At 53.6% G+C, this 26,308-nt stretch carries 28 protein-coding genes; 11 read left to right on the forward strand and 17 right to left on the reverse strand.

Features of this window, described 5'->3' with window-relative positions; translation table 11 throughout:
• Positions 1-89: IS3 family transposase (locus tag RJP21_RS23945; protein WP_310861673.1), on the forward strand; the 89-nt coding region annotated here is incomplete at its 5' end.
• 60 nt (positions 90-149) lie between these two features.
• Here RJP21_RS23945 and RJP21_RS23950 read toward each other — a convergent pair.
• The gene (locus tag RJP21_RS23950) at positions 150-338 is read right to left on the reverse strand and encodes a hypothetical protein (RefSeq protein WP_160043879.1); all 189 of its coding nucleotides are present in this window, start codon (positions 336-338) and stop codon (positions 150-152) included.
• A 182-nt stretch (positions 339-520) separates the two neighbouring features.
• Here RJP21_RS23950 and RJP21_RS23955 point away from each other — a divergent pair, with 182 nt between their 5' ends.
• The 8 genes from RJP21_RS23955 (at position 521) to RJP21_RS23990 (ending at position 9,870) form a co-directional block, all read left to right on the forward strand.
• A complete protein-coding gene (locus RJP21_RS23955; RefSeq protein ID WP_310861548.1) occupies positions 521-814 on the forward strand; it encodes a hypothetical protein in 294 nt (97 codons plus the stop codon).
• A gap of 314 nt (positions 815-1,128) precedes the next feature.
• Positions 1,129-2,001 carry an iron uptake system protein EfeO gene (gene efeO, locus RJP21_RS23960; protein WP_310861549.1) on the forward strand — a complete coding sequence of 291 codons (873 nt, stop codon included), beginning with the start codon at positions 1,129-1,131 and terminating at the stop codon, positions 1,999-2,001.
• Positions 2,002-2,004: 3 nt separating this feature from the next.
• Positions 2,005-3,297: an iron uptake transporter deferrochelatase/peroxidase subunit gene (gene efeB / locus RJP21_RS23965; RefSeq protein WP_310861550.1), complete on the forward strand. Its 1,293-nt coding sequence runs from the start codon at positions 2,005-2,007 to the stop codon at positions 3,295-3,297.
• Between the two features lie 63 nt (positions 3,298-3,360).
• Complete coding sequence (locus RJP21_RS23970; protein WP_310861551.1) at positions 3,361-5,211, forward strand: FTR1 family iron permease; 1,851 nt, start codon at positions 3,361-3,363, stop codon at positions 5,209-5,211.
• Positions 5,212-5,422: 211 nt separating this feature from the next.
• Positions 5,423-6,298 carry a MurR/RpiR family transcriptional regulator gene (locus RJP21_RS23975; protein WP_160043875.1) on the forward strand — a complete coding sequence of 292 codons (876 nt, stop codon included), beginning with the start codon at positions 5,423-5,425 and terminating at the stop codon, positions 6,296-6,298.
• Positions 6,299-6,304: 6 nt separating this feature from the next.
• Entirely contained in the window at positions 6,305-7,030 is a 726-nt protein-coding gene (gene nagB, locus RJP21_RS23980; RefSeq protein ID WP_310861552.1) for a glucosamine-6-phosphate deaminase, read from the forward strand.
• Positions 7,030-8,202, forward strand: coding sequence for an N-acetylglucosamine-6-phosphate deacetylase (nagA, locus tag RJP21_RS23985; protein ID WP_310861553.1), 1,173 nt, complete (start codon positions 7,030-7,032; stop codon positions 8,200-8,202). Before nagB ends, nagA begins: the two co-directional genes overlap by 1 nt.
• Positions 8,203-8,484: 282 nt before the next feature.
• Positions 8,485-9,870, forward strand: a complete 1,386-nt coding sequence (locus tag RJP21_RS23990) for an MATE family efflux transporter (RefSeq protein WP_310861554.1) — start codon at positions 8,485-8,487, stop codon at positions 9,868-9,870.
• A gap of 49 nt (positions 9,871-9,919) precedes the next feature.
• Here RJP21_RS23990 and RJP21_RS23995 read toward each other — a convergent pair whose 3' ends face one another.
• Both RJP21_RS23995 and RJP21_RS24000 read right to left on the reverse strand, forming a co-directional pair.
• Entirely contained in the window at positions 9,920-10,906 is a 987-nt protein-coding gene (locus tag RJP21_RS23995) for a YhcN/YlaJ family sporulation lipoprotein (protein ID WP_310861555.1), read from the reverse strand.
• A 105-nt stretch (positions 10,907-11,011) separates the two neighbouring features.
• A complete protein-coding gene (locus RJP21_RS24000; protein WP_310861556.1) occupies positions 11,012-11,581 on the reverse strand; it encodes a hypothetical protein in 570 nt (189 codons plus the stop codon).
• A gap of 177 nt (positions 11,582-11,758) precedes the next feature.
• Between RJP21_RS24000 and RJP21_RS24005 the strand changes: the two genes are divergently transcribed.
• Complete coding sequence (locus RJP21_RS24005) at positions 11,759-12,673, forward strand: NAD-dependent epimerase/dehydratase family protein (RefSeq protein WP_310861557.1); 915 nt, start codon at positions 11,759-11,761, stop codon at positions 12,671-12,673.
• A gap of 62 nt (positions 12,674-12,735) precedes the next feature.
• On the opposite strand, the gene RJP21_RS24010 is transcribed toward RJP21_RS24005, so the two are convergent.
• Genes RJP21_RS24010 through RJP21_RS24020 form a run of 3 tightly spaced genes read right to left on the reverse strand, consistent with a single transcriptional unit; the run spans position 12,736 to position 14,564 of the window.
• Positions 12,736-13,122, reverse strand: coding sequence for a hypothetical protein (locus RJP21_RS24010; RefSeq protein ID WP_310861558.1), 387 nt, complete (start codon positions 13,120-13,122; stop codon positions 12,736-12,738).
• Positions 13,123-13,138: 16 nt separating this feature from the next.
• Entirely contained in the window at positions 13,139-14,200 is a 1,062-nt protein-coding gene (locus RJP21_RS24015) for a glycosyltransferase family 4 protein (RefSeq protein WP_310861559.1), read from the reverse strand.
• 28 nt (positions 14,201-14,228) lie between these two features.
• Positions 14,229-14,564, reverse strand: coding sequence for a hypothetical protein (locus tag RJP21_RS24020; RefSeq protein WP_310861560.1), 336 nt, complete (start codon positions 14,562-14,564; stop codon positions 14,229-14,231).
• 182 nt (positions 14,565-14,746) lie between these two features.
• Here RJP21_RS24020 and RJP21_RS24025 point away from each other — a divergent pair, with 182 nt between their 5' ends.
• Positions 14,747-15,376, forward strand: a complete 630-nt coding sequence (locus tag RJP21_RS24025; protein ID WP_310861561.1) for a DUF1796 family putative cysteine peptidase — start codon at positions 14,747-14,749, stop codon at positions 15,374-15,376.
• An 80-nt stretch (positions 15,377-15,456) separates the two neighbouring features.
• Here the strand turns inward: RJP21_RS24025 and RJP21_RS24030 are convergent, their stop codons facing one another.
• From RJP21_RS24030 to RJP21_RS24080, 11 genes are all read right to left on the reverse strand, one after another.
• A complete protein-coding gene (locus RJP21_RS24030; protein ID WP_310861562.1) occupies positions 15,457-15,618 on the reverse strand; it encodes a hypothetical protein in 162 nt (53 codons plus the stop codon).
• Between the two features lie 41 nt (positions 15,619-15,659).
• Positions 15,660-16,880 carry a glycosyltransferase family 4 protein gene (locus RJP21_RS24035; RefSeq protein WP_310861563.1) on the reverse strand — a complete coding sequence of 407 codons (1,221 nt, stop codon included), beginning with the start codon at positions 16,878-16,880 and terminating at the stop codon, positions 15,660-15,662.
• A 208-nt stretch (positions 16,881-17,088) separates the two neighbouring features.
• Positions 17,089-17,526, reverse strand: coding sequence for a hypothetical protein (locus RJP21_RS24040; protein WP_310861564.1), 438 nt, complete (start codon positions 17,524-17,526; stop codon positions 17,089-17,091).
• Between the two features lie 124 nt (positions 17,527-17,650).
• Entirely contained in the window at positions 17,651-18,364 is a 714-nt protein-coding gene (locus RJP21_RS24045) for a glycosyltransferase (protein ID WP_212958669.1), read from the reverse strand.
• Positions 18,361-19,293, reverse strand: coding sequence for an NAD-dependent epimerase/dehydratase family protein (locus RJP21_RS24050; RefSeq protein WP_310861565.1), 933 nt, complete (start codon positions 19,291-19,293; stop codon positions 18,361-18,363). The genes RJP21_RS24045 and RJP21_RS24050 overlap by 4 nt, the downstream gene beginning before the upstream one ends.
• Positions 19,254-20,102: an SDR family oxidoreductase gene (locus tag RJP21_RS24055; RefSeq protein WP_310861566.1), complete on the reverse strand. Its 849-nt coding sequence runs from the start codon at positions 20,100-20,102 to the stop codon at positions 19,254-19,256. Before RJP21_RS24055 ends, RJP21_RS24050 begins: the two co-directional genes overlap by 40 nt.
• The gene (locus RJP21_RS24060) at positions 20,102-21,085 is read right to left on the reverse strand and encodes a polysaccharide biosynthesis protein (RefSeq protein WP_310861567.1); all 984 of its coding nucleotides are present in this window, start codon (positions 21,083-21,085) and stop codon (positions 20,102-20,104) included. The genes RJP21_RS24055 and RJP21_RS24060 overlap by 1 nt, the downstream gene beginning before the upstream one ends.
• Positions 21,078-22,169, reverse strand: coding sequence for a non-hydrolyzing UDP-N-acetylglucosamine 2-epimerase (wecB, locus tag RJP21_RS24065; protein ID WP_310861568.1), 1,092 nt, complete (start codon positions 22,167-22,169; stop codon positions 21,078-21,080). The genes RJP21_RS24060 and wecB overlap by 8 nt, the downstream gene beginning before the upstream one ends.
• Positions 22,170-22,181: 12 nt before the next feature.
• The gene (locus RJP21_RS24070) at positions 22,182-23,612 is read right to left on the reverse strand and encodes a glycosyltransferase family 4 protein (protein WP_310861569.1); all 1,431 of its coding nucleotides are present in this window, start codon (positions 23,610-23,612) and stop codon (positions 22,182-22,184) included.
• 141 nt (positions 23,613-23,753) lie between these two features.
• Positions 23,754-24,887: a glycosyltransferase family protein gene (locus tag RJP21_RS24075; RefSeq protein ID WP_310861570.1), complete on the reverse strand. Its 1,134-nt coding sequence runs from the start codon at positions 24,885-24,887 to the stop codon at positions 23,754-23,756.
• Between the two features lie 84 nt (positions 24,888-24,971).
• Complete coding sequence (locus RJP21_RS24080; protein ID WP_397386272.1) at positions 24,972-26,045, reverse strand: CgeB family protein; 1,074 nt, start codon at positions 26,043-26,045, stop codon at positions 24,972-24,974.
• Between the last annotated feature and the right edge of the window lie 263 nt (positions 26,046-26,308).

Consider the following 26,308-nt stretch of genomic DNA (forward strand, 5'->3'; position numbering starts at 1 on the left):
ATATTGAATACTACAATACCAAACGGTTAAAAGCAAAAATCAAAATGAGTCCGGTACAGTACCGAACTCATTTTGAGAAAGCTGCTTGATGAAATAACCGTGTCTAGCTTTTGGGGGTCACTTCAATGCCGAGCGGCTTGTTTTCGGATTTAGGCTTGCGAATAATAAATCATTACCGTGTACAACGGAACTTGGATGTTCCGGTTGACTTTGTCCGGCTTCGAACCCACGGTGTAGTGGATTGCAGGATTTTCAACGGACGGATCGCTTAAAAATTCGTTGATCTCCCTTTCAAGTCCAAGCGAAGTGTCGCTTTCGAGAATCTTTACCCGATTCATGTCATACCTCCAGCATTCATTTTAAAACAACCCGAAAAATGAAGAGCAATGATGTCTCCCGTGAGGCATCCCCCCTCTCGCTCCTTACTTCGACGCGGAGGAAGGATCTTCCTTTCACGGCCCTCCCCCCAAGTTTAAATCTTTCCGCACATACCGAAAATAGTTCCGAGGGGGTGCTGCGCTTGCTGATCTGGCTGATCGCCGGTTTTATCGTTGTTCCGTTCGTCATGGCGGCCTTGGCCGCATTAAGCCGTACCGTCCGGTGGATTTGGCATCTGCTGGCCGTGATTTCATTTTATATATCGGGCTCCATCGTCGCGGCGGCGCTATACCGGAACATCGTCCACCAGACTGTCCTGACGACCAACGTCCATGATTTGCTGCTAAACCCGTGGTTTCTGGTTTCCGGTTCTTTTCTCGGGCTGTACATCCCGTACCGGATGCTGGCCGGGCTATGGGTTCATCTTCGCCGATAAACGGCTATTCATGCCGCTCCCTGACTGCGTTTATGCAGTCGGGGCGTTTTTTTATCCCCTGCGGGATGCCGTCCAAAAATAGATATTGACATCGGCCTAGCGCCTCTTTATTATTATTTCATGCATGAAACTGAGAATCATTATCATTTATCAGTTGAACATCGAATCTTACATATGAGGATTTTGCGAAAATCCAAGGAGCGACTTTCAATCAGCAATATATAGGGCGAAACGGTTTCGTTCGTCTAAATATTGTACACGGGAGCGGCCGGAATCGAATTTTGCAAAATCCCGAGATAAAGGAGCTGCTTTTCTTGAAGTACAAAGTTATTCTCCCTACCGGCATTCTCGCCGCCTCCCTTCTCTTCAGCGGATGCGGGCAAAAAGAAAACGCGGGCGCCGATGCCGCGTCCACCAATCCCACCCCGCCTGCAACCGCCGAAACGAAAACGGCTCCTGCGGCCGACTTCTCCGCCAGCGTGGAGCAATACCGTACCTTTGCGATCGAACAATGCGATCTTTTTGTCAAGGAAACGGAAAAATTCACGGACGCGGTCAAAGGCGGCAAGCTGGAAGAGGCGAAAAAGCTTTACGCTCCCGCGCGTGCGTACTACGAACGGATTGAGCCCGTAGCCGAAGCGCTGGGGGATTTGGACCCGAACATCGACGCGCGCGTGAATGACGTTGACGCCGCCGATTGGCGCGGTTTCCACCGGATCGAAAAAGCGCTCTGGGAAGACAAAACGACGGCCGGAGCGGAAGGATTCGCCGACCAGCTGCTGAAGGACGCCCAACTGCTGCGGGCCAAAATCGAAACGATCGACCTCGATGCCAGCCTGATGGTAACCGGCGCTGTGGAGCTGCTGAACGAAGTGTCCTCCTCCAAAGTCACCGGCGAGGAAGAACTTTATTCGCATACCGATCTTTACGATTTTGCCGCCAATGTCGAAGGGGCGCAAAAAATTTATGAAATCCTGAAGCCCGAACTGGCGAAAAAAGACGCGGATCTTCAAAAAGAAATCGAGGACCGCTTCACGGACCTGAAAAAAGAGCTGGATGCGTTCAAAAAAGGCGACGGTTACGTCGATTACACCGAGCTGAAGCAGGACGAAATCCGCAAGCTCAGCCAAAACCTGGACGCATTGGCCGAACCGCTGTCCAATATGGGCAAAATTTTGGGAGTGTAACGTATGCCGGAACAGAATCAGCAGCCAAACGACAATTCCATACTTAAAAAACCGATGACCCGCCGCGACGTCCTTCGTTTGGCGGGTACCGGAGGTCTTGGGCTTCTTCTCGGGGGCGGCGCGATCGGCACCCTGCTTACGACGGAAACCAAACACAAGACCGAAGCCGCCAAGTCCGTATCCGCGGAAGGGGACCGCATCCCCTTTTACGGAACGCATCAGGCCGGCATCATCACGCCTGCGCAAAATTTCATCTGCTTTGCGGCCTTTGACGTCACCGCTAGCGGCGCCCAATCGCTGAAAAAGCTGTTCCAGGCCTGGACGGCGGCAGCCGCGGCCATGGCCGAAGGCATGCCGGTCGGCGAGGAAAGCGGCAATTACAACCTTCCGCCGACCGATACCGGCGAATCGGCGGGACTGAGCCCTTCCCGGCTTACGATTACCTTCGGCGCGGGCCCTTCGCTGTTTGACGAACGATTCGGCCTTGCCTCCAAAAAGCCACCTACCTTCAAGGAACTCCCTGCATTCAACGGAGACCAGCTCGAACCCGAGTGGTGCGGAGGCGACATCGGCGTGCAGGTATGCGCGGACGATATGCAGGTCGCCTTCCATGCCGTGCGCAACCTGGCAAGGATCGCGCGCGGAAAAGCGGTTCTGCGCTGGGTGCAGGAAGGCTTCCAGCGGACGAACCAAGCCGATCCGACCGGAAGCACTCCGCGCAACCTGCTCGGCTTCAAGGACGGAACGGCCAACCCTCAAGTGACAAACGATAAGGAAATGAACAGGATCGTCTGGGCGCAAAACGGCGACGGCGCCTCATGGATGGCCGGCGGAAGTTATATGGCCGTCCGCCGGATCCGGATGCGCATCGAGGTATGGGACCGCTCCTCCTTGAAAGATCAGGAGGATACGTTTGGCCGCTATCGCGCAAGCGGAGCTCCGCTTGGCGCGAAAAACGAATTCGATCCGGTGGATCTGAACGCCAAGGACGAACACGGCAATGCGTACATCCCCCGGGATTCCCATGTCGCGCTGGCGCGCGGGGACGGTTCCGTCCAGATTCTCCGCCGCTCCTACTCCTATTCCGGAGGTATGGACATGAAAACCGGTCAGTTGGACGCAGGATTGCTGTTCATCGGCTATCAGCGGGACTTGTTCAAGCAATTTGTCGCCTTGCAGCAAAAGCTGGCGAAAAGCGACCGTTTAAACGAATACATTTTGCACGTAGGCAGCGCCGCGTTTGCCTGCTTCCCCGGAGCAGCCAAGGGCGGGTACATCGGTGACACCTTGTTTTAAGCCTTATCGCGGAAAAGCCCTCCCGGCACCGCCATTATTCGAGATTGAAGGAGAATAGAGCCTATGATGTCGATCAGCCAATCCGGCCAGACACGCAACAGCAGACGAAGCAAACCCGGCATGCCGGCCATTCTGGCGCTCGCCATCCTGATCGTGTTGCATCTGACCGCGGCTCCGGCATTTGCCGAAACCGATCAAGCTTCCTCCCTGGATCCGCTCCTTCCCGCCGTCGGCAGCGCGTTGGTCGAAGCCGGGCAACAGCAGTGGAAAGAAGCCGCAAATGATTTGGAACAGTTCAAAACCGAGTGGGCCGCCGTGAAGCCTAGCGGCGGCAATAATCTGGCCGACCAGGCGGCACGGGTCGACGCGGCGCTCGCCGAAGCCGATTCGAAGCTCCGGCAGGAAGACGCCGGGGCCAAACAAGCGTTATCGGCGCTCGCCAAAGCCGTCGATGCGTACGTCGATGCCGCTTCCGGGCAGCAGCAAGGCGGCAACCAAGCTTCGGGCGGGACGGAATCCGCCGCGAAGCTGCTTCCTTTTGCCGAAGCAAGCCTCGCCGCCATGGAGAAAAAGGATTGGGCCACAGCCAAATCGAGCTACCAGCATATCGTCGATGCATGGCCGAAAAGCGAAACGCCGATCCGGAGCGACAACTTCGCCGTTTACGGACAGCTTGAGACCCAAATCAGCCTGGTGCGCATCGCCCTACAAGCAGACCCCGTCCGCGAGGACCAGGCCGTGCAGCAAATGAAAAAGCTGGTTTCGTTATTGACGGATTACAAGAACGGAAAAGCGTCGCAGACCGGGAGCGAAAACGGAAGCATCCATTCGTTGTCCGATCTGCTGGGCGTCCTGGAGACGGCCCGTCAGCAGACCGCGGACGGCCAAACCGCCCAGGCAGCGGACAGCATGAACCAATTCATTGCGTCATGGCCTGCCGTGGAAGGAGAGGTTCGGGTATCGTCCCCGGCTTTGTATACGAAAGTGGAAAATCAGATGTCCGAGGTGTCCGGTTATCTGCTATCAACGCCTCCGCGCAGCCAGGATGCGCTCCATCTTATCGAAGAAATGCAGTCTTCCCTGACCCCGATCGCCGGAAGCCACCACTATACCGCCTGGGATGCCGCGCTCGTGCTGCTGCGCGAAGGGCTCGAGGCCATTCTCGTCATCGCTGCGCTGCTCTCTTACCTGAAACGCAGCGGCCACCGCGAGGGACGGAAATATATTTGGTCTGGCGCGGGAACGGGACTTACATTGTCGCTCCTGCTCGCCGTCGTCCTGACCTACACGATCTCAAAAGCCGCCTCCGGCAGCGCGCGCGAGCTGATCGAAGGGATTACGGGTTTGGTCGCCGTGGTCATGATGATTACGGTTGGGCAATGGCTGCACAACAAATCGAACACCAAAGCCTGGAACCGGTATGTCGGCAAGCAAATGGACCAGGCGCTGGCCAAAGGCAGCCTGTGGTCGCTATTTTTCGTAGCCCTGCTGGCCATCTTAAGAGAAGGCGCCGAAACGACGATCTTTTACGTCGGCATGGCCCCGTCGATGCCGATTCTTCAGCTCATCCTCGGCGTCGCCATTGCGCTGGCCATTCTCGCCGTATTGGGTTATGCGATCATCGTGCTTAGCGCATCCCTTCCGCTTCGGGCCTTTTTCCTGGTCGCAACGCTGCTGATTTATTACCTCGTTTTCCGGTTCCTTGGAGACAGCATTCATTCGCTGCAGGTGGCCGGCACCCTGGGAGCCCATTCGGAATCGTTGCTGCCTTCCGTGTCGTGGCTCGGCATGTATCCGACATGGGAAACGTTTATCCCGCAGATGGTCATTTTGGCCTACATCCTATGGCAGGTGCTGCGGCAGGAAATCGGCAAATCAAAAAAATCCCGCGCAAGCGTCGATAACGTTCAATAACGAAACATATGTCCCTTTTTACACCCGTGTTCTGCATGAACGCGGGTGTATTTTTTATTTGTAAAATCAGCGTAAAATATCCCGAATCCCCCTTGTCACCGAAAGACTTTTGGCCTATGATGATAGTAGTCATAAAAATTATTTTCTTGTAATCAATCACAATAATTAAAATTATTTTCATTCATGAAAACGAGCAAAAGGAGGTTCTTTCGTGGCACCGTTCTTATATGCGCTGGCCCAGGAAAAAGAAAAACTGTCTCCGCAGGAACGCCGGATCGCCGATTTCATTCTTTCTTCCCCGGCCGAAGTCGTGCATATGGGGATCAAAGAGCTGGCCGAGCAATGCGGAACCAGTCCGGCCACGGTCACCCGCTTTTGCAAAGTGTTCCACCTCAAGGGCTACCCGGATTTGAAAGTGAAACTATCCGCGGAAATCGCCCATACGGGAATGAAGGAACGGAACCAGGCATCATCGTACCAGGATATCGTCGCCAACAATCCGTTATCTAAAATAGTGGAGGCGATGGAGGCCAACCACTTGACTTCCATCCGGGATACGACGCAGCTGCTGGATATGAACAGGCTCTCGCAAGCCATCCGGCTGCTGTGCGACGCGCAGCGGATCGATTTGTACGGAGTAGCGACGTCGTCGGTCGTAGCGCTCGATTTTTACCAGAAGCTCATCCGGATCGGAAAACATTGCACCGCTTTCGCCGATCCCCATATGCAGATCACTTCAGCTTCGACCCTTACGGACCGGGACGTGGCCATCGCCATTTCCTATTCCGGGGAAACCGAGGAAACGATCAACGCGTTGTCCTGCGCCAAAGACAGCGGGGCGGCGACGATCACCCTCACTTCTTACGGCAGCAACACGCTGGCGTCCATGGCGGATATTCCGCTGTTCGTTTCTTCCCTCGAGGAAGGGATGCGCAGGGGGGATATGGCTTCAAGGATCGCCCAGCTTCACATCATTGATATTCTTTTTATGGGCATGAGCAGCGAGCAGTTCGGACAATATGTTCCCAAGCTGGAGCAATCCTATCAAAACGTCCGAAACTACCGCAAATCAAAAGGAGGTCATTAATAAATCATGAACATCTACACTTTCCAACATGAAGCCGACTTCAACGCGACCGGAGCCGGTCTCATCGCAAGCCTGCTGCATACGAAACCAAGGGCCGTACTCGGACTGGCGACGGGCAGTTCGCCGATCGGCATCTACCAGCGCCTGATTGAAATGAATCAGAAGGGCCTGGTAAGCTTCGCGAAAGCATCCAGCTACAATCTGGACGAATACGTCGGGCTTCCCGAAGGCCATCCGGAGAGCTATCGCAGCTTCATGAATGAGAAGCTTTTTAATCATATCGATATTAAAATCGAAAATACGCATGTGCCTGACGGCAATGCCGCCGATCTTGAAGCGGAATGCCAAAAATACGACGCCATGCTCGAAGCAAACGGGCCGGTCGATCTTCAAATTCTCGGCATTGGGCATAACGGCCACATCGGTTTTAACGAACCGGACGAAAGCCTGATCGGAGGCACCCACGTCGTTGAGCTTCAGGAAAAAACGCGTACGGCCAATGCGCGCTTCTTCCCTTCCCTGGACGATGTGCCGACGCAAGCGATCACGATGGGCGTCGGAAGCATTTTGAAAGCAAAACAAATCATGCTGCTGGTTCGGGGAGAAGACAAAGCCGAAATCGTCAAACGCGCTTTAACAGGCCCGATCACGTCCCAATGTCCGGCATCGCTTCTGCAATGCCATCCGAATGTCGTCGTATTGCTGGATCAAGGAGCAGGGAGGTTAATATAATGAGCGAAGTTTCAGGACAATTGTTGTACGGGAAAGTTGTCGTTCCGGGACATGTCATCGAGGACGGCGTCATCGCCATCCATGACGGCACCATCCTTTATGCGGGCGAGGTTCAGCATTTGCCGGACCATCTGCATAACCTGAATCCCGGCAAAAAGACGGACGGATACATCGTGCCGGGTTTCATCGATATCCATGTTCACGGAGGCAGCGGCGAGGACTTTATGTATTCCGGCAAGGAGGAGCTTGATAAAATCACCTCCTTCCATTGTTCGCAAGGGACTACCGCGATGCTCGCCACCACGATGACGGCTCCCAAGGCATCCATCGACAAAGTGCTGAAGGAAGTTCACGAATACAGACAGCAAAACATGCCGTATACCATCCTTGAAGGGGTTCACCTGGAAGGCCCTTTTATTAGCCCGAAATGGCCCGGCGCGCAAAATCCGGAGCATATCGTCCATCCGAACGTGGAGTGGCTTGAAGGCTGGGAAGCCCAATATCCGGGTCTGATCAAGCAGGTGACGCTTGCTCCCGAACGGGAAGGCGCGCTCGAGGCGATTCGCTGGATGAGCGAACACGGCATCAATGCCGCGCTTGGCCACACCGACGCCACTTATGAAGAAGTCGAAGCCGCGGTAGAAGCCGGCCTTCGTCAAGCGGTTCATACGTTCAACGCCATGACGCCGATCCATCACCGGAAGCCGGGCACGGCCGGAGCCGTCCTCAGCGACGATCGGATCCATGCGGAAATCATCGCCGACGGCATTCATGTGCATCCGGCATGCATTTCGATTTTGACGAAGGTAAAAACGAACGACAATCTCATTTTGATCACCGACGCGATGTCCGCAGCGGGCATGCCGGACGGCGATTATACGATCGGCGACCTTCCCGTGGAAGTGAAGGACGGCATTGCGATCTTGAAAGGCGAATCGAACAGCTTGTCGGGCAGCACGCTCACGATGATCAAAGGTTTCCGTTACCTTGTGGAAACGGTCGGATTAACCGTCGAGCATGCCTCGCGCATCGCCAGCTACAACCCGGCGAAACGGCTTCGCATCGAGGACCGGACCGGAACGCTTGAAGCCGGCAAGCAGGCCGACGTGCTGATGCTGGACGAAAGCTTGAACATTCAAGGCGTATGGGTACGCGGACGCCAGGTATTTTAATTAAACTTCATCATTGGAAAAAATGACGCTGGTTCATCGGCGTCATTTTTTTATGTCTTCCTCCCCGAATAACGCGTCTTCAAATGCCCAAAAAGCGCAGTAGCAAACCCCCTCTAAAATCGTTTTTAAAGCATTTTAACCCTTTTCGAGTACCTCCCTATTAACCAACCATTTACGAACATATAAAGAGCCATTGAAGTGCGTTAAAAAGCGTATTTTATGACCGTTTATCCTATGTTATGATTTTCAAATAAACAAAACCAATGCAAGGATGGATGTAAAATGAACAATCCGATGAGCCGCCGGTTCGCCAACGAGAAAATACCCAAACTGATTCTCTCTCTTGCCGCCCCTGCCATCGCAGCGCAGGTTATCAACGCCCTCTACAATGTGGTGGACCGCATGTTTATCGGAAGGATGCCAGGTACAGGTACGCAAGCCTTAACTGGTATCGGGGTAGGATTTCCGATCATCATGATCATTTCCGCCTTCGCCGCTCTGATCGGTTTTGGCGGCGCACCGCTTGCTTCCATTCGGATGGGGGAAGGAAACCACAAAAAGGCCGAAGCGCTGCTTGGCGCCAGTTTTCTGATGCTGCTGATCGTTTCGGCGCTCCTAACGCTATCATTTCTTGCTTTTAAGTCCCCGCTGCTCGCCTTGTTCGGTGCAAGTCCGGACACTTTGCCTTATGCTGACGATTATATGGGAATCTACCTGATCGGTACGGTAACCGTGCTGATATCGTTAGGTTTAAACCAATTCATCGCAGCGCAGGGATTTGCCAAAACGGCCATGGTCACGGTATGCGCAGGGGCAGCCGTCAATACCATCCTTGACCCCATTTTGATTTTCGGTATGGATATGGGCGTAAAAGGCGCTGCGCTTGCGACGGTCATTTCGCAGGCAATCTCGGCGATCTGGGTGCTGTGGTTCCTTACCTCAAAACGAACCCATCTTCGTCTGCGGGTCAAACATATGCGCATCGACTTTAACGTAGCCAAAAGCGTGCTTGCTTTGGGACTTTCGCCTTTTATCATGCAGTCGACCGAAAGCCTGGTCCAAATCGTCTTCAACACCTCCCTTGCCAAATACGGCGGAGATCTGTACGTTGCGGCCATGGGGATCATGAGCAGTCTGATGCAAATTTTCACGCTGTTATTGCAAAGCTTTGCGCAAGGAGCACAGCCGATTGTCGGTTATAATTTCGGGTCCGGCGATTTTGCGCGGGTCAAATCCACCATGATGTACTGCAGCTTTTTTTGCGCGATTTTCGGTTTGTCGATGTGGGCCGTAGCCATTTTTATGCCTCAGCTTCCCGTGATGATTTTTACGAACAATGCCGATTTGATCGCTCTGACGGTTTCGCTTATGAAAATATTTTTCCTGGGTACGTGCATTTACGGCGTTCAATTGGCTTTCCAGCAAATGTTTATCGCATTGGGTCAAGCGAAGGTTTCCATTTTTATCGCCGTCTTGCGTAAAATCATTTTGCTGATTCCTCTCGTTTACGCACTGCCGGCGTTCATTCAGCCGAAAACCGATGGAATCATTATAGCGGAACCCATTGCGGATACTTTCGCCGCTCTTACTTGCTGCGCATTGTTCGGGTTTACGATCAAACGGCTTTTGAAAAAAAGAAACGATACGGGGCTTTTAAAACAAAAATAAACCGAAAAGCAGCCCGCAATTGATGCGAAAGCTGCTTTCCGTTTGCTTTTTACTGGGTCATGATGTGTCTGCCTGCAGGCGTTTTGCCAAGCGGAGCGGTTGGCGTCGTGCCCATTGGAGTCACGCGGTGATCCGTCGTAGTCGTGTGGGTCGGGAAAATGCGTTCGATCATGCTGGAAAGCTGGGATACCATGCCGCTGACCGGATGACCGCTTTTAACGTTGGTTGCATAATTGCTGACGTGTTGGACAAAATCAGGATTAGCGGATACATACACGTTTGTGATGTTCGGGTCGGCTTTTTTGACGACACTGGTAATTTTGTCTTTCACGTCGGAGGTTACGTTATAGTTTTGGGAATAGGTATGGCTCGTGCCTGCCGTTCCCGGAGTGGTTGCATTAAAACCGTTGCCTCTCGTGATCGGTACGCCGGTACCTGTCGTATAACCGCGGTAATGGCCGTCAAGCCCCGTACCTGTCGTACCCGTGCCCAAACCCGTCATGCCGTCCGTACCTGCCGTGCCCGTGCCCATGCCTGTCATTCCGCGGTTCGTAACGCCTGCGGAGCTGTTGTTAAAGCTGCTGTTGCTGCCGGTACCGGTGTTCATCGTTCCGAAGCTGTTGCTGCGGAATCGGCCGTGCGTGCCTGTCGTGGACGTATTGGCTTGCGCCCCATGCTCAAGGGATACAGCCACGTAAGCGCTGTTGCCAGCCTTAAGCACGTTGGCCGTGCGCACTTCTTTCATGGCTGCCACCTTGTCTGCGATTTCCTGGGAAGAAGTCACGTTGGTCAGGTCATGTCTTGCGGTGTGCATGCCGTAATTTCCGTCGGTATTGTACGTCGAGAACCGGTTGCCGTCTCGCAGCGAGTTGACGTTCAGTCTGCCGTCCCGCGTATTCAGCATGCGCCCGTCATGAACGTTTTTGGTTCGGACGTTCGTGTTGGCAGGCTCTCTCGTCGTACAACCGGTCACGCCGACAACGCTGGCGAGAAGTGCAGCGGATACGGAAAGACTGATTACTTTGGATCGCATCATGAGTTCATCCCCCGTTATGAAATTAATGAAGTAACATCATTTAGGATGACCGTGCGCTCATGGTGCTATGCTGAAAGGATTTGGCATCAGGGGCCTTTTCTGCGCTTATTTTGGTGGGGATGAAGCCTTTAATTGGTCTATCGTTTTTTCCAGCAAGTTCATATCTTTTTCAGATATCGGATAAACATAAGATCCTTCGGACGGAATGATCCAAAATATGCTTGGATCGGCCGTTTCATTTGAAATGAGGTATACTTTTTCTTCAGCATCAGGGCCGCTTGTCACCGTTACGTTGGAATCGATCGCTTTATTTTTTAAAGAAGATGCCGGCCGTTTTCCCTCGGCGCCTTTGGCCAATAGCGAATTCATTTGCGATAAAATCGTATCCGCCTCCGCCTGCGCTACCGGTTTGCCGTTTAATGTCCATCCGCTTTCGGCGTCTTTCGTCCGGCTTGTTCGCCGAAGCAGCCATGAAGTTCTTTTGCCGTCCCATTCGACCGTAATGACATCTTTTTTATTCACCCAAACCGGCTCTGCTTGCCCAGCTCCTGGCGACGACGTTCGGTTTTCTTTTTTTCCCGGCGCATCGGTTTGGTAAGGACGGACGAAATACGCAATGCAAACGACAAGCAGCAAAACGACTAAAAAAACGAGTGCCGGCAGGCCTTTTTTCATGAACGTTCCCTCCCTGCTAAACATAAACCAAGTAAAGGTTCCTATTCACATATTACCCGATTAGGCGATTGTTACTACCGATGCATTCAAATCGTTAAATTTGGGACGCAGCCTAATGCCAACCGGGGAAACGCCACATACGATATTTCATGACTTTAGCCTTCGGGAGGTAATGGCATGAATACGGTGGTGGTGACAGGAGGAGCCGGTTTTATCGGTTCGCATCTCGTCAAACATCTGATCGAAAAAGGACACGGCGTCCATGTCATCGACGATCTGTCTGTCGGCAAAGCAGCCAATCTTCACCCGGACGCCGTGCTGCACCAGGAAGACATCCGAACGGCCTCGGCCTTTGATACCATCGTTTCGCTTCGCCCCGACACCGTTTTTCATTTGGCGGCACAGGCGGACGTACAGCATTCCATCCGGTATCCGCGGGAAGACATGGACATCAATGTGCTGGGCACGCTTAATATACTCGAAGCCAGCCGCCAAGGCGGCGTGCGCAAATTCGTGTTTGCTTCCACGTCCGGCGTGTACGGCAACTTGGAAAAGGATCTGCTGGAGGAACATGATTCCACCGTTCCCATCTCCTTTTACGGATTGTCCAAATATGCGGCAGAGCATGTGATTCGCCTTTACGGCGAGCTGTTCGACCTGGATTGGACCGTTTTGCGGTTCGCCAACGTGTATGGCCCCGGGCAGACGTCCAAAGGAGAAGGCGGCGTCGTGGCGATCTTCCTGAACCAGCTTCGGCAGGGCGTCCCCCTGACGATAAACGGGGACGGGGAACAGACGCGGGATTTTATATACGTCGAAGACGTCGCTTCGGCGTTGGCGGCTTCACAAACAGCCGGAGCGCGTCAAATCTTTCACGTCAGCACAGGCGAAGCGACGTCCGTCAATCGGCTCGTTGAGCTGCTTCGCGAAAATCATGGAAGCAACATCCAGTGCATCCACCGTGAAGATCGGGCCGGGGACATCCGCCACAGCCGTTTGTCCAATACGCGAGCCTTGACTCATCTGAATTGGCAGCCGGCCTATCGTATCGGCGAAGGGTTGAAACGGACGTACCAGAGCTTTTTCCGGTAAGGGCACGAAAAAGGCCGAACCCGTTAAAAAAACAGTCGGCGTCGGCCTGATCCGTATCGATATCATGTTCCGGCATACACCGTTCCTTCCAAATAATAAGCGGCGAGCATGGCCTTGTGTTCACTCGAACGGGTCGTCAGAAAAAAATGACGCATGCCGCCTTCCCCCCGCACGATGCATTCTTCCCTCACGCGGGCTCTGGCAAAACAGGTCTCCATGGTCCAATAGATCACGGTCCCGGTAGGAGCGTCTCTTCTCAAGATCAGCTCAAGCTCCCCGAGGTCGCACATGGGCTTCAGCCAGGTTACGTCGATGTCCAAAACGACGCGGTCCCCGTCCGCGATTCCTTCCAACGTAATTCCGGTCAGGACAATCTCGTCGGGGCCGACCGTAAACGGCGTGAAAGAACCTTCAGCTGCTCCCACCCTGGTTTTATTTTTTTGCATCATGACGACCTTCCTCCATTCAAATGTGATACAGCATATCAATAAAGCTGACGCAGTAATTATGCGGGTTAAACACCGTTTGCAGCCGTTGCTGCGCATTGGTCCGGATGCTTTCCCTCAACGGTGCATTGAACAACAAATCCAGCCCTTCCTGTACCGCCTGCCCGATATTGCCGACCGTGTAGTTTTTACCGGTTTCGTTGTGACGGATGGCGATCGCCACCCCGTCGGAGTTGGTCGCCAGCACCGGGCAACGGCAGCTCATCGCTTCCAGGACCGACAGCGGGCCGCCTTCGACCTTTGATGTATTGCACAAAAAACCGCCGGAGTCGCCAATCGCCGAATAATAATGCTGCATCTCGGTATTCGCCACATTCGAACGGATCGTCAAACGCGAATGGAGTCCCAATTGACCGATCATATATTCGAACTGCTCGCGTTCATGGGGAATGGACAGGTTGGGATCATCGAAGATCCACAGCTTCAGGTTGGGAACGTAATAGGATAACTGGTGGCCGATATGGAGAAATTCCCGCCAGTTTTTGTTGTCTTCCATGCGTCCAATCCAGGCGATAATCGGCTGTTCCGGCTGGGGTCCCGGACGGTAAGTAAAGGTGTCGGCGTCAAACATATTCGGGAAATTGTACTGGGGAATGCCGGGAAACAGTTCGCGGAACAATGCGGTAATATGCGGGGTGCTGGGGTTCAGGAGCGCATTTGCATAGCTGTAGACGTATGGGACGGCCTCCGTCAACTGCCGGCGGGCGTTTTCCTGGGCGCCGTAGCCTTGAATTTCCAGCACAAGCTTTCCCGTGTAACCGAGCTGCCTGAACCGGGGAAAGCTTTTATGGTCTGTCGTGACGACGATCACGTCGAATTTTCCTGCGTCCAGAATTCTTCGGATTTCTTCGTTCTCATTTGTAATGTACACCGGTACCCCGTCGTTGTTCTGCACTCCCGCTCCCCAATGGAAATAAAGGCAGGAAGCTTGAATTCCGTATCTGGCCAGCGCCTTGCACCGCAGCCGGTTCAGCGTATCCATGCCGCCGCTTGGCACGTAAAACACAAACAGCACGTTCATGGCACGTTCCTCCTTTTCGCGGTAATCGTCACAATGTACGAATCATGTTTTCCTGCGTGAATACAGCGATCAATTGACCTTGATTGCAGGCCCTGACAGTGACCGCCGTATGGGCAAAATCGTTGACATTCGTCACCAGCACCAGCTGAAAAGGTTTATGCTCCGTCATCATATGGTGAAGAGGGACGGCGCTGCCGGGATGCAGGTGAATGAGCTGAATATATTGCAGTCCCTGTTCCCCGTATACATGCGCTAGCATCTCAAAACCTTCCATACCGGTATTCAAAATCTCAAGATCGACATATTGGATGTATCTGGAATCAATCGGGGTTAAAGGGGCGGCTTCGAGCCGTAAGATAGACATAACCTTTCCTCCTGAAATCAAGTCTTATCCTATCGTATGTTTTTGAATGGCAAGGGGAAGGGCTTATCGTACCCGCCGCAAACCTAATATTGCGGGGATAAACGGGAATACAATCCAAAGCGCAGACTCTCGCATCTACTATATTGCGATTCGCAATTTAGCCAAGAAAGGAAGGATTTACGATGAGAGTCGCCGATCTCAAAGGATCGTATGATGCGATATTCAGCTTGGGAGACTTATGTTTGGCCGCGATGAAACTTGAAAAATTCGAATTGCGCCCGTACGCCGGGCCCCTCGACTGGATGGCTACCTACGATTTGTCCCAAGTGAACCGGCTTTTGAGAAACCGTTTTGCCCATTTCATGGAATACAACAATCTTTATGTCGAAAAAAAGGTAAGCGATCAGTTATACTTGGTACGCGACACTTATTACGATTTTCAATCCAACCACGACTTTTTTACCCATAACAATTTCCCGCCCAATCTTGAAGCCTATCCGACCGTAAAGGCAAAATATGACCGGCGCGTGCAGCGTTTTTTGGAGAAGGCGCATACCAGCCGCAACATATTGTTTATCCGGACGGAAGGGTCGTTCGAGCAAGCAAAAGAGCTGCAGGAGGTATTATCGGGTCTTGTAAGACATGATTTCCGGGTGCTGTTGATCAACCATACCTCCGTCAGCGGCATTGTCGAACTCGACTGGCCGCTCGACAAGGTCTGCTCCATTTTAATGCCCGATGCGGATAAATGGATGGGGAACGACCATTTGTGGAGCCAAATCTTAAACGGCATTCATCTGACAAGTAATTGAAAACATGAAAGCCGCCCGGTCGAGCAGTCTCGGACTGCCCGGCGGGCGGCTTTTTCTTCACGGGTTCCCGTTCGTTTTCGTTAAAAGGTCAAAACCTCCAAATCGGGAAGCAAATATTCTTTCGGCAGCTTCTCGAAAATCCGGTTCCATACCGCATAGTTCACAAGCAGGTCGATATGCGACGACTGCGACGCGAAAATCCGGTTATATAAATCGCCGATGACCATATAAGGCTCCGACATGGACTCCCCCTCCCATCTTCTGTGAATTCATTGTGGCGAAATCAGGCCCCCGAAGCCGCCCTTGCGTATTCATTCAAAAGTCTGTCAATCATCTGGTCGAGCGACCAATGCTCCTGTGCCCAACGCGCCGCGTTTAGGCCCACGATGCGCCGGTATTCGTCGTTTGTTAGCAGCATATTCAGGTGCTGTGCCAGCGTCAGCGGATCTTTGACCGGAGAGACGAGCCCGGTCACGCCATGCTCCACCATTTCCGGCAGCCCCCCCGCATTCGAGACACATGCCGGCAGGCCGGCGATTTGCGCCTCCATAACCGAAAAAGGCTGGTTATCCTGGATGCAGGAATGGACAAAAATATCCGACTGCGTAAGCAGAGCAGGGATATCATGGCGCTCGCCGAAAAACAGCACGTCGTTTTGCAAAGACAATGCCATTGCCTGGTTTCGCAGTTCGTCCCTTTTTTCGCCGTCGCCGACGATCCAGCATACCCAATCCTGCGGACGCATGCTTTTCAGAATGCCCAGCGCCGCAATCAACACGTCGATCCCTTTGACGAACGACAACCTGGCCGGGCAAATGATGACCTTTTTGTCCCCTGGACGTGCGACATTCGTTCCGGACCTTGCTTGCTGCCAAAATTGCTGGGTATCCAAACCGTACTGAAAGACGTTGATCCTCTGCTCCGGAACACCCAGGGCGAGGAGCAATCTTTTCTGCCATTGGGTCGAGGTGACCGTGACATTTCCGGACGAAGCTCCGTAATATTCAATGGACTGAAAATATTTCCATGCAGGCGAATGTTCCTGGATGCCCAAGTGGGGATTCAGCCGAAAATGGTTATGGAGTTCTTCGGACACGGAGCCGTGAACCTGGGCGATCAGCGGAACATGAGCCGGCTTTACACGGGCCATGGCCCGTGCCGCAAAAATATCCTGGGTGTGAATGACGTCATATTGATCCAGACCAAAATAAGCCGCGGAAAGCTCCATCATGTACCGGTCTTCTTCGTAAAAATGAATGAGCGGATCCGCATGCAGCTGGGGGGCGTACTCCCTGGCAAGCTTGGTTCTCACAAAGGGGCGAATCCACTCTTTGGAAATCTCGCGGCCGCGGTTGACGATATGGAATCTGGAATAGTCCGGGCTGTTCCCGAGCAGATCCACCTGATGTCCCATCGCTTCCAGCCGCTGCTGGATTTGCGTCATGTACTTCCATACTCCGCCGACATGGGGAATCAGCCAGTATGTTGCAAGCAGTATCTTCATCCCTTCTCCTTCCCATGGGATCCGGCGGTCGAAGCCGGATTCATTGATCGTTTAATATGGACTGCGCTGACACTATACTATATTGAAAAAGAGAGTGGCCGGACACGACGCTTGAACCCCTTGCACCGAAATGTTCAGCCTTTTAAGACAAAAAAAATCACCGGAATAACTCCGGTGATTTTGCGATGGAGCCGGCGATTCTCTGAAATTAGTCGGAGTACGCCACGGCTTCAAAGCTTTCGGGTCCCACCCGGTCCGGAATGACCGCAAGCCCTCCGGGAATGCTGACGAAGGCTTGGTAGACGACGAAGCCGGGGTTTGTCGTCAATAGGTCGATCCCAGTTACGGTAATGACATCCGTCGTCAACAGAAGCGTACCGACCGGCATGGTTTCCGTAGCGGAATAGATGAGAGTGGAGACTCCCCCAACCACCCGGAATATCGTTACCGTTATTGGAACAAGGATGGCAATGGTTGCGCTCAGCGTAACGGTTGCTGTGAAGTGGACGGAAAGGTTCGGTCCTGCTGCAGCGACATCCAAACCAAGCGTACCGAACAAAGCGGGAGTGGGGCTCGCGGGAATCGCCACTGCTCCTGCGGTCGAGACGTTTTGGGAAATCTGGCTATCTATTAAGCGTTTTGGCATTAGGAATTTTCCCTCCTTTCATCCATAGAATATGCTGGGATGCTAGACTCCGTATGGACGAACTTTCCAGTCCATTCATACAAAATGAAAAGGTTAGAAGGGCTTTAAGCTTTCTAAAACACTGCTATCTCAACAGGTTAATCAATGGAGTCATGGCTTGCTGAACGCGGTCCTGCGTAAAAGCATATTCCCGTTCGATCATGTGTCGGTGCCGAAGCGTTCCCATTCCCTCATGCCAGCGGTAACCGGTCAGCGCTTCATCGAGATACGGAAATGGAATTCTGGCCTGGATGATGCGGGCCCAAAACTCCAGATCATGCGTGTACGGCAGGGATTCATCGAACAGCCCGACATAACAGAACATTTCTTTTTTCATCATGACCGTACAGCCGTTAACCGGATTTCCTCCAAGGAAACTGCGGTAAAAATCGACCGGTCCCCGGTCCGTCATGCCTGCGCGGAGCTGGACGACCTGGCTGCGCGCGTCGATATAATTGAAATTCGTATGGGAAATCCAAGCGCCACGGTCCAACATAAAATGGATTTGGCGGTCTATTTTACCGGGATAAAAAACGTCGTCCGAGCTTAGCCATGCGATATATTGCCCGGAAGAATGGCGAATTCCGTGATTTAAAGCGCTCGCGGTTCCGCCGTTGGCTTTTCCTAGGTAATGGATATGGCTCCTATAGGGATGCAGCCTGTCGGCATGCATCGTCGAACCGTCGTCGACGACGATGATTTCAAGCGGCGAATAGGTTTGCATCAGGGCGCTTTGCACCGCCTGATCCACGTATGGATCGTTATAAAAAGGAATGACGATCGATACCAGCGGTCTCATATGGATGCCCCCCCTCCGGTACGGAAATATTGGAGAATGTCCGAAATGGATGTCATCAGAGGGATGACGGGTTCCCAACCCGGCACTCCCGAACCGGGTGCGTTTTGCCGTGCCTCGTCTTTGGCGGAATCCTCATCACTCCCCCAATCGACGGCAACAGGGGTGCCCGCAGCATGGATAAATAACGTCGCGATTTCCTCCAGGGTATGTTCTTTGCCTGAGGAGACGGAATAAATTCCCCCTGGCGTTCCCTGTTCAAGCATCATGCCGTAGGCCCGGACCGCGTCCCTGACGTCAAGAAAGTCCCGCCGGGTGGCACGCGAGGAAATGCGAAAGGCCCCGGTTGCTTCTCCCCTTTCCGTTGCCGCGATATGGCGGCCCAATAAAGCGCAAAAGCCCGTCGACGGTCCGGGGCCGATCAGGTTCGACGGTTCCGCCAGCATGATCGCCTGCCCGAAAAGCTCGCTCCAGGACATGACCGCGGCCTTTTGCAAGCTTTTGCTCAGGCTGTAGGGATGCGGCGGGCGGTAAGGAGGGGTAAGCCTGAACACGGCTTTCGTTCCGGCAACCAGCACTCGACAGGCAGGGAGAGGCCGCAGGGCATTCAGCAAATACAGCGTCGGGAGCACATTGGTCTCCATGTAAAGCAGCGGGTTCGTCCAGGATTCGGGGACCGAATTTTTCCCTCCCAGGTGAAGGACGTAATCCGGGGCAATAGCCCGGACAAGCTCCTCGACCCGCCGTTTATCCATGAGGTCGCAGCAATAATACCGAACCCCGTCGATCGCAGGGAGCGTCTTGCTTTGCCGCACGATCCCGGCGACCTCCATCCCGAGCCCCGCGAAATACCGGCAGGCATGGCCGCCGGTAAACCCCGAAGCTCCTGTGATCATAATGACGCGCTTGGGGAGGGAAGCTCGTTCATCCATATCTTCAACTCCTTCAGCATCTCTCGATAATGCGGGACCGCATAATCGATATCCGTGCGGGTAGATACCAGCGTACGGTCCTGAACCGGTTGATCGACGGGCATGACGATGACGTCCTTCATATCCCATATTTCCTGGAACAACAAGAGCAGGTCATGTTTGCAGATCGGCACCGGATGGGCCAGATGGATCAGTCCCGACACGGAAGAATCCATCAGGCGGTCCATCGCTTTGGCCAGTTCCAAAGTCGTCACGCCGTTCCACATGACGTTGCGGTAACCGGTAACCGCGCCCTTTTGCGACATGAACCAATGCATAAGTCCGATCCCGTGGTTGCGGATCTCCGGACCGATGATCGATGTCCGTATCGTCAAATGTCCCTGCGCCCGGACTTCGCCCAGCGCTTTGGTCAACGCGTACATGCTTGTTCCGTCCGGCCGGTCCTCCTCCGTATACCCGCCGCGGGTGCCTTCGAATACGCAATCGGTGCTGATATGAATCAGGCGGGCGCCAAGCCGGTCCGCCGCCTGGCGAAGCCGATGGGGCAAAAAACCGTTGATCTGGTACGCGTTGATCCGGTCTTCTTCGGCGTAATGGTTCAGCACGCCGATCCCATTGATCACGACGTCGGGTCTGACGATGTCCATCAGCTTTTCGACCATGCATGGCTCCGTGGCGTCAAGGTAGAGCCCCCCGGGACTTCGCGGTTCCCGGGTGGTGTAGAAAACCTGATGTTGTTCTTGACGCCGAAAATATTGAACCAGCATATGGCCCGCCATTCCGTTTCCTCCAAGGATAAGCAGCTTCATTACAGAAACCCTCCAAGCTGGAGAATGTTTTTGATCTCCTCTTTGTTCATCAGATGGTGATTGGAGCTAAAGCTGCTGAACTCGACGGGCTTGCAGTGCTTGTAACGCTCCTTCAGCTCGGGCATATGAAGCGTCGGCAAAATAACGAGGTATTCTTCGTCGTAAACCACCGTCGACATGCTTTCATAATCGCTCATCAAAATTTCATGGATTTTCTCGCCGGGACGGACGCCGGATTCCACGATGCCGACGTTTTTCTTGCCGGAGGCCTCGATCAGCACTTCCGCCAAGTCCACGATTCGGCATGCAGGCATCGTCATGACGAAGATTTCCCCGCCATGGCTTTCCTCCGCGGCTTTGAACAGCAGCTTGATCGCGTCCCGCAGCGTCAGGAAAAACCGCGTCATTTCCATGTCCGTAATGAACACCTGGCCCTTGTTTCGAATCTGGTCCTTAAACACATGCACCACGGAGCCGTTCGTCCCAAGCACGTTGCCGCCTCGAACCGTGACAAAGCGGGTGTCGCTGTTCAACAAATTGGCGTATACGATCAGCTTTTCGCCGATGGCTTTCGTCATGCCGTAAAAATTCGAAGGATTGGCCGCCTTGTCGGTCGAAATGTAAAATACCTTTTTCACCTTGTTGTCGATCGATGCCTCAATCACGTTTTGGGTGCCGATGACGTTGGTTTTGAGCGCTTCGTACGGCTGATCCTCGCACACCGGAACATGCTTCAACGCAGCGAGATGGAACACGTAGTCTACGCCATGGCAAACGGCGGTTAGCGCCTCCTTGTCGCGGATGTCCCCGATCCGAAAGCTCAGCCGCTTATCTTCGAACGTCCGGCTCATCGACACTTGCGAGGACTCGTTGCGGGAGAACACGATCACCTCCCCGGGACCTTTCTTCAGCAGTTGGGCAACCAGTTCATACCCCCAGGATCCTGTCCCCCCAGTCACCAAAATTCGTTTATTTTCAAACATGCACTTTCCCTCCAAGCAGAAATTTAACTACCTTATCCGAGACGTTTGCCGCCAAATACCCTTCGGGGCAAACCCATTCCCGGTTCAAGCTGATCATCAGGTCCGCCGCACGAGCGATCTGGCCGGCTTCCAGACCGGATACGATGTTGCTGCCGCAATCCACGGTTTCCGGGCGTTCCGTCGTATGCCGCATCGTTACGGTCGGAACCTGCATGATGCAGCATTCTTCCTGAACCGTTCCGCTGTCCGTTAATGCGCAGACGGCATACCGTTCCAGCTTGACGAAATCGAAAAATCCGAACGGCTGGTGAAATTCCACCAGCGGGTGGTTCGCCATATCGTTCAGCCCAGCAATGCGGGAGGCCGTTCGCGGATGGATGCTGCAGATCAGCCGGCGCCCGTAGGTTTCGGCGATTTTGTTCAGTCCCTTGACGATCTGCTGCAGCCGTTCCGGATGATCCACGTTTTCGGCGCGGTGTGCCGTGACCAGAAAGTACTCCTTCGGCTTTAGGGAGAGGCTGTTCAAAATGTTGCTTGCTTCAATCGAATCTTCGTAATGCTTCATCACTTCGTAAATCGGATTTCCCGTCAGCACGATACGCGCGCTGGGGAAGCCCTCGGCAAGCAAATGCTTTTTGCTTTGCTCCGTATACGGCATATTGATCGAAGAGATCGCATCGATGACACGCCGGTTTTTCTCTTCGGGCACACTCAGATCAAAGCAACGGTTGCCTGCTTCCATATGGACCACGGGATATCCGAGCCTTTCGGCAAGCACCGCGCAAAGCGCGCTGTTGGTATCGCCGAGCAGCAGTATTTTATCGGGTTTTTCCTTTTCCAAAATCCGCTCCATTTGAAGGAACATCGACGATAGCTGTTCACCCAGCGAAGCGGCCGAGTCCTGCAAAACGTAATCGGGTGAGCGCAAGCCCATCTGCTTAAAAAAAATACCGCTCAGCCTTTCTGCAAAATTTTGCCCGGTATGCACCAGCACATGCCGCGACGCATACCGGTCCAGCTTGGGAAGGATGAGGCTGAGCCGGATAATTTCGGGCCTTGTGCCCAAAATCGTCATGATTCTCATAGCGTCCGTCTCCTACTTTCGTTTAATGGATTGGGAGCGACGTTTGGAACGCTTGCCTGCTCCTGCCTTTCTTTTCAATCGGCGGCGTCGGACCGTGGCTGCCGGTCTTCCCGGTCTTCTCGCTCTTCTGCGTTGTAGCTTTCTTCGTCTAACCGGCCTTTTTTTGCCCGCGGGTTTCGAATTTTCCGGGTGGATCGCGGGATCGATCTGCGGGACCCCGGAGGCGGCCACCCTTTGGGAAATGGCCCCGCTCATCCAGTCGGGACAGCCGTGCTGCAGGCCTTGGACAAAGACGTGAATACGCTGGCGGTAGGCTTCCAATCCGTATGCGTTCCTTGCCGCGCTTGCGTTCATGCTGCCCGTATATTGCAGAAGCTCCGGATGATTCAAAAGTTCGGATACTTTAGCCGCAAGCGCTGCGTAGTCGCCCGTCGGAACCGTGAAACTGGCGTTCCCCGTATTGTTCATCAACTCGCCGAGACCGCCGGAATCGAAGGCGACGACCGGCTTGCCGCAAAGCATGCCTTCAAGCGCCGTCATGCCGAACCCTTCCTGCACCATGCTTGGAACGACAAGGATATCCATTGCGCTGTAAGCCGATTGCACCGATTCCACAAAAGGAATGAAACGGAAAGAGTTTCGGTGGCCGGAAGCGTTGACCTCATCGACGCAGCGGTCGTAATAAGACTGGTCGGAAGGTTTGCCGATCATGACGAAACGGCAGTTCGGGAAGGAGGCGGCCAGGATCGCCGCCATGCGGATGAATTCGAGCAGCCCCTTTTCGGGATGGATAAAGGAAGAAATGTAGCCAATACATACATGGGAATCCTTAAGGCGGAGTATTTTGCGGTATCCGTTCCGGATGAGCTTTTGCGAAGGTTGAAGAAGCGCATCGTCCGAAGACGGGGGCAGCAGCGTGATCGGCCGGGAGACAGCCCCGCGGAAAACGCGGGCCGACACCTCCGAAATGGCGATCAGGCAGTCGCTGTATTTCTCCACCACCGCAATTGCGGCAGACGTATGGGCGGTTGTTTGCATCGTTTCGGTGATCTTCCACAAAACGGGTATGCCCAGCAATTTGGCCGCGACGGCGGGCATGACGTTTACGATCGTGTTCGTCAGCACGATATCCGGGGCCGTTTCGGCGATACAGCGTACGACCGCTCCAAAATCGGCGTGATGGCGGAGAGCCTCCGCCTCTTGCTCCAGCTGCTCACCGGGCTGATACATCCCAAACAGCAGGGGGTAGGATTGGATTCGTACCTTCATGCCTTGTTTTCGGGCCGAGGCAGTCAGTTTGCCTTCCTGCGGGGCGACCAGGATACATTCGAAATAAGGCGTGATCTGAAGGCAAAACAACAGCAGGAGCTTCTCGGCCCCCGTGATGCTTCCGGTATTGCAGACATGGGAGAACAACATGATCTTAGGTTTGTACGTATTCATGGAAAATGAGGACCGCTGGCTAAAAGCACAGGGTACGATTCGCACCTCCTTTCACCCAAGTAATACAATATATTAGAAGTGAATCTGTACCGGCACGACATATGTTCCCCTCCAGATGTCCAAATGTCGAAGGAACCTTTCTTACGGGAAGACGACGGACAGCAGTTGGTTCAGGCGGTGGCCGTAGGTGTGCTCCCTTAGCGTGCGGTCAAGGGCGTTCAAGGCAATCTCCCTGCGTTCTTGTTCGTGGCTGAGGTAATATTCGATTTTATCCAGCAGCTCTTGCGGCGAGGTGTACGTTTCGATTTCTTTGCCTGGCGTATATAACTTCGCAAGGTCGCTTCGGGCGTCGCTCAGCTGAAGCGTCGCGCAGGCGGAAATTTCGAACGTGCGCGGATTCGGGGATGCTGCGGGAATTTTGACGGTATTGTTGTTGACGGAATCGTCTTCGTGGGAACGGTGAAGATTGATAACGATTTTCGAGCAGTTGTAGGCTTCCGCCGTTTCCACGGGTCCCATCCATTTGTTGACTTCGATCCGATCCTGGTATGCGGCATAATTCGGCAGGCGGTCCCACCAAATTCCGTTGATCATCGTGTTGTGCTGCATGAGCCGGTCCATGATCGGACTCAGGTATTCGACCCGGTTCCAGTAAGCCGATCCGATAAAGCTCACATCCCTGCGCTGAGCCGCCGGCGTTTTGGTTGGCTTGAAATACTCCGGAAACGCCGCAAAGGGCAAATGATGGACCTGCCGGCAGCCAAGTTGTTGGTAATACGGAATGCAGTTGGATTCCAGCGTGAATACATAATCGTAATGGCCGACGTTCTCCGTCGTCATATCCGTGTAATACGGGTCATCCGTCAGCCAAACGGCGGTTTTGATCCCCTGCCGTCGAATATCGTCCAGCTGCTCGTTTGGGACGAACATGCCGTCCAGCACGAGCACAAGGTCCGGCATCACTTGGTAGGCGACTTCGTTGATCGGCTGCCCGGGTTCAATGACCGTCAGCTGGGCAACCATGCTGCGCAGCGTCTCCGAAATGGCCTCATCCATCGGGGAATACGGGAATCCCTTCCCTGAAGCGACATACAGCACATGAAGCTGCCGGAAGGGGAACGATTCCGCGTGGCTTTTGACGATATAGTCGGCGCGTCCTTTCAAATACCCTTCCTCATACCCTCCCCGATATCCGGCTTCGCGCCCGCGTGCCCGCGCTTCCTCGGCCGGACTTGGTTGGTAGTGATGAGCTTTTGGATGTTTAATGATTGACATGTGGCAGCCCGCTCCTCTTTTATATTTTTGGATTTTAAGACGAATAACTTTTCGTACCCGATGCCTTGGATTTCCCGAAAATCTTCATGGAATTAGATCCAGCATCGTGTTTAGTCTCGAGACGAAGGAATGCTCTTTGCGCGTCGTCCATAATCCGCGCCATGCCAGCTTCAAACGTTCGTCATCATGCTCCAGGTAATAGGCGATTTTATCCTGCAGCTCTTTGACCGAGCCGAAGGTTTCAATGTCGTACCCCGGACGGTATTGCGAATGCGTATCTTCGCGGATGTCCGTAATTTGCAGCGTGCCGCAGGCGCTGATTTCGTACGTGCGCGGATTGATGGATTTGGCGCGGATGCCGTGGCTGTTCCGGTTATCCTGCCCATACTCATCCGGGCGGTGGATATTGATGACGATTTTCGCCCCGTTGTAATAATTCACGGTTTCTTCCGGGGGAATGAAACCGATGTGCAGGAAACGTCCGAGTATCCGGGTTTCCCGCAGCCTTTCCCAGAACCCTCCGGCGATGAGCACGTTTTTGTTTTCCAAAAAAGGTGCCATCTCGTCGAAGATGGCGACCCGGTTCCAAAACGCGTTGCCGATAAAGCAAATGTCGTACAGATGCCCTGGTCCGGGACGCTGCGGTTTGAACATGCCGGTATTGACCGCAAGGGGCAAATAATGCACGCTGGCCGCGCCGAGCCCGCGGTAAAACGGGACGCAGCCGAGTTCATGGGTAAACACGGTATCGTAACTTGTGCACATCCGCGCCGTGTCCTCCGTAAAATACGGATCGTCCACGAACCAAATGGCTGTTTTGATCCCCATTCCACGAATTCTCGCCACATCTTCCAGATGATTGTCGGGAAATACGTGCAGCCCGTTCATGACTAGCACGAGATCGGGCCGCTCCTTGGCCGCCAGCTCCAGCATTTTGGGGGCTTCCCCGACGATAAGTTCCTTGACCAGGCTCCGGAGTGCCGCCGTTACTCCCTGGTCGATGGCTTCGAAGCCTTGGGGGACGTAAAGTATTTTTATATCCCGAAGATGGGGCTGCATCAGGGGCACGCGTTGTTCAACGGCTTGACAGACGCCGAACCTGTAGCCGTCCGAGTAGCCATGCCGGTAGCTTTCGTTTTGTTGTGCCTTTGTTTCCACAGCTTTCACCCTGCCTGTCGTAATTTAAAGGAAACCTCTTTAGGATATTCCGGCGCACGCCCGCAGGCGGAATGTTTCCTTTTTGTAGCTGACATAAGCCGGCTTGGCATATGCCGAAGGCTTATATCAATCTATAATGATAAATATATGCGGAAGAGACACTTGCATCATGGACGGCTGCCTTTCGGGCGGTAAATTGGCGCATATCACGTTTTGCGGGCGCGAGTCCCGCTTCCCTCCATTTTCCGTAAAAGCTAGTTTTG

It is taken from the genome of Paenibacillus sp. VCA1 (genome assembly GCF_031583795.1).
Taxonomy (GTDB): domain Bacteria; phylum Bacillota; class Bacilli; order Paenibacillales; family Paenibacillaceae; genus Paenibacillus_AQ; species Paenibacillus_AQ albilobatus.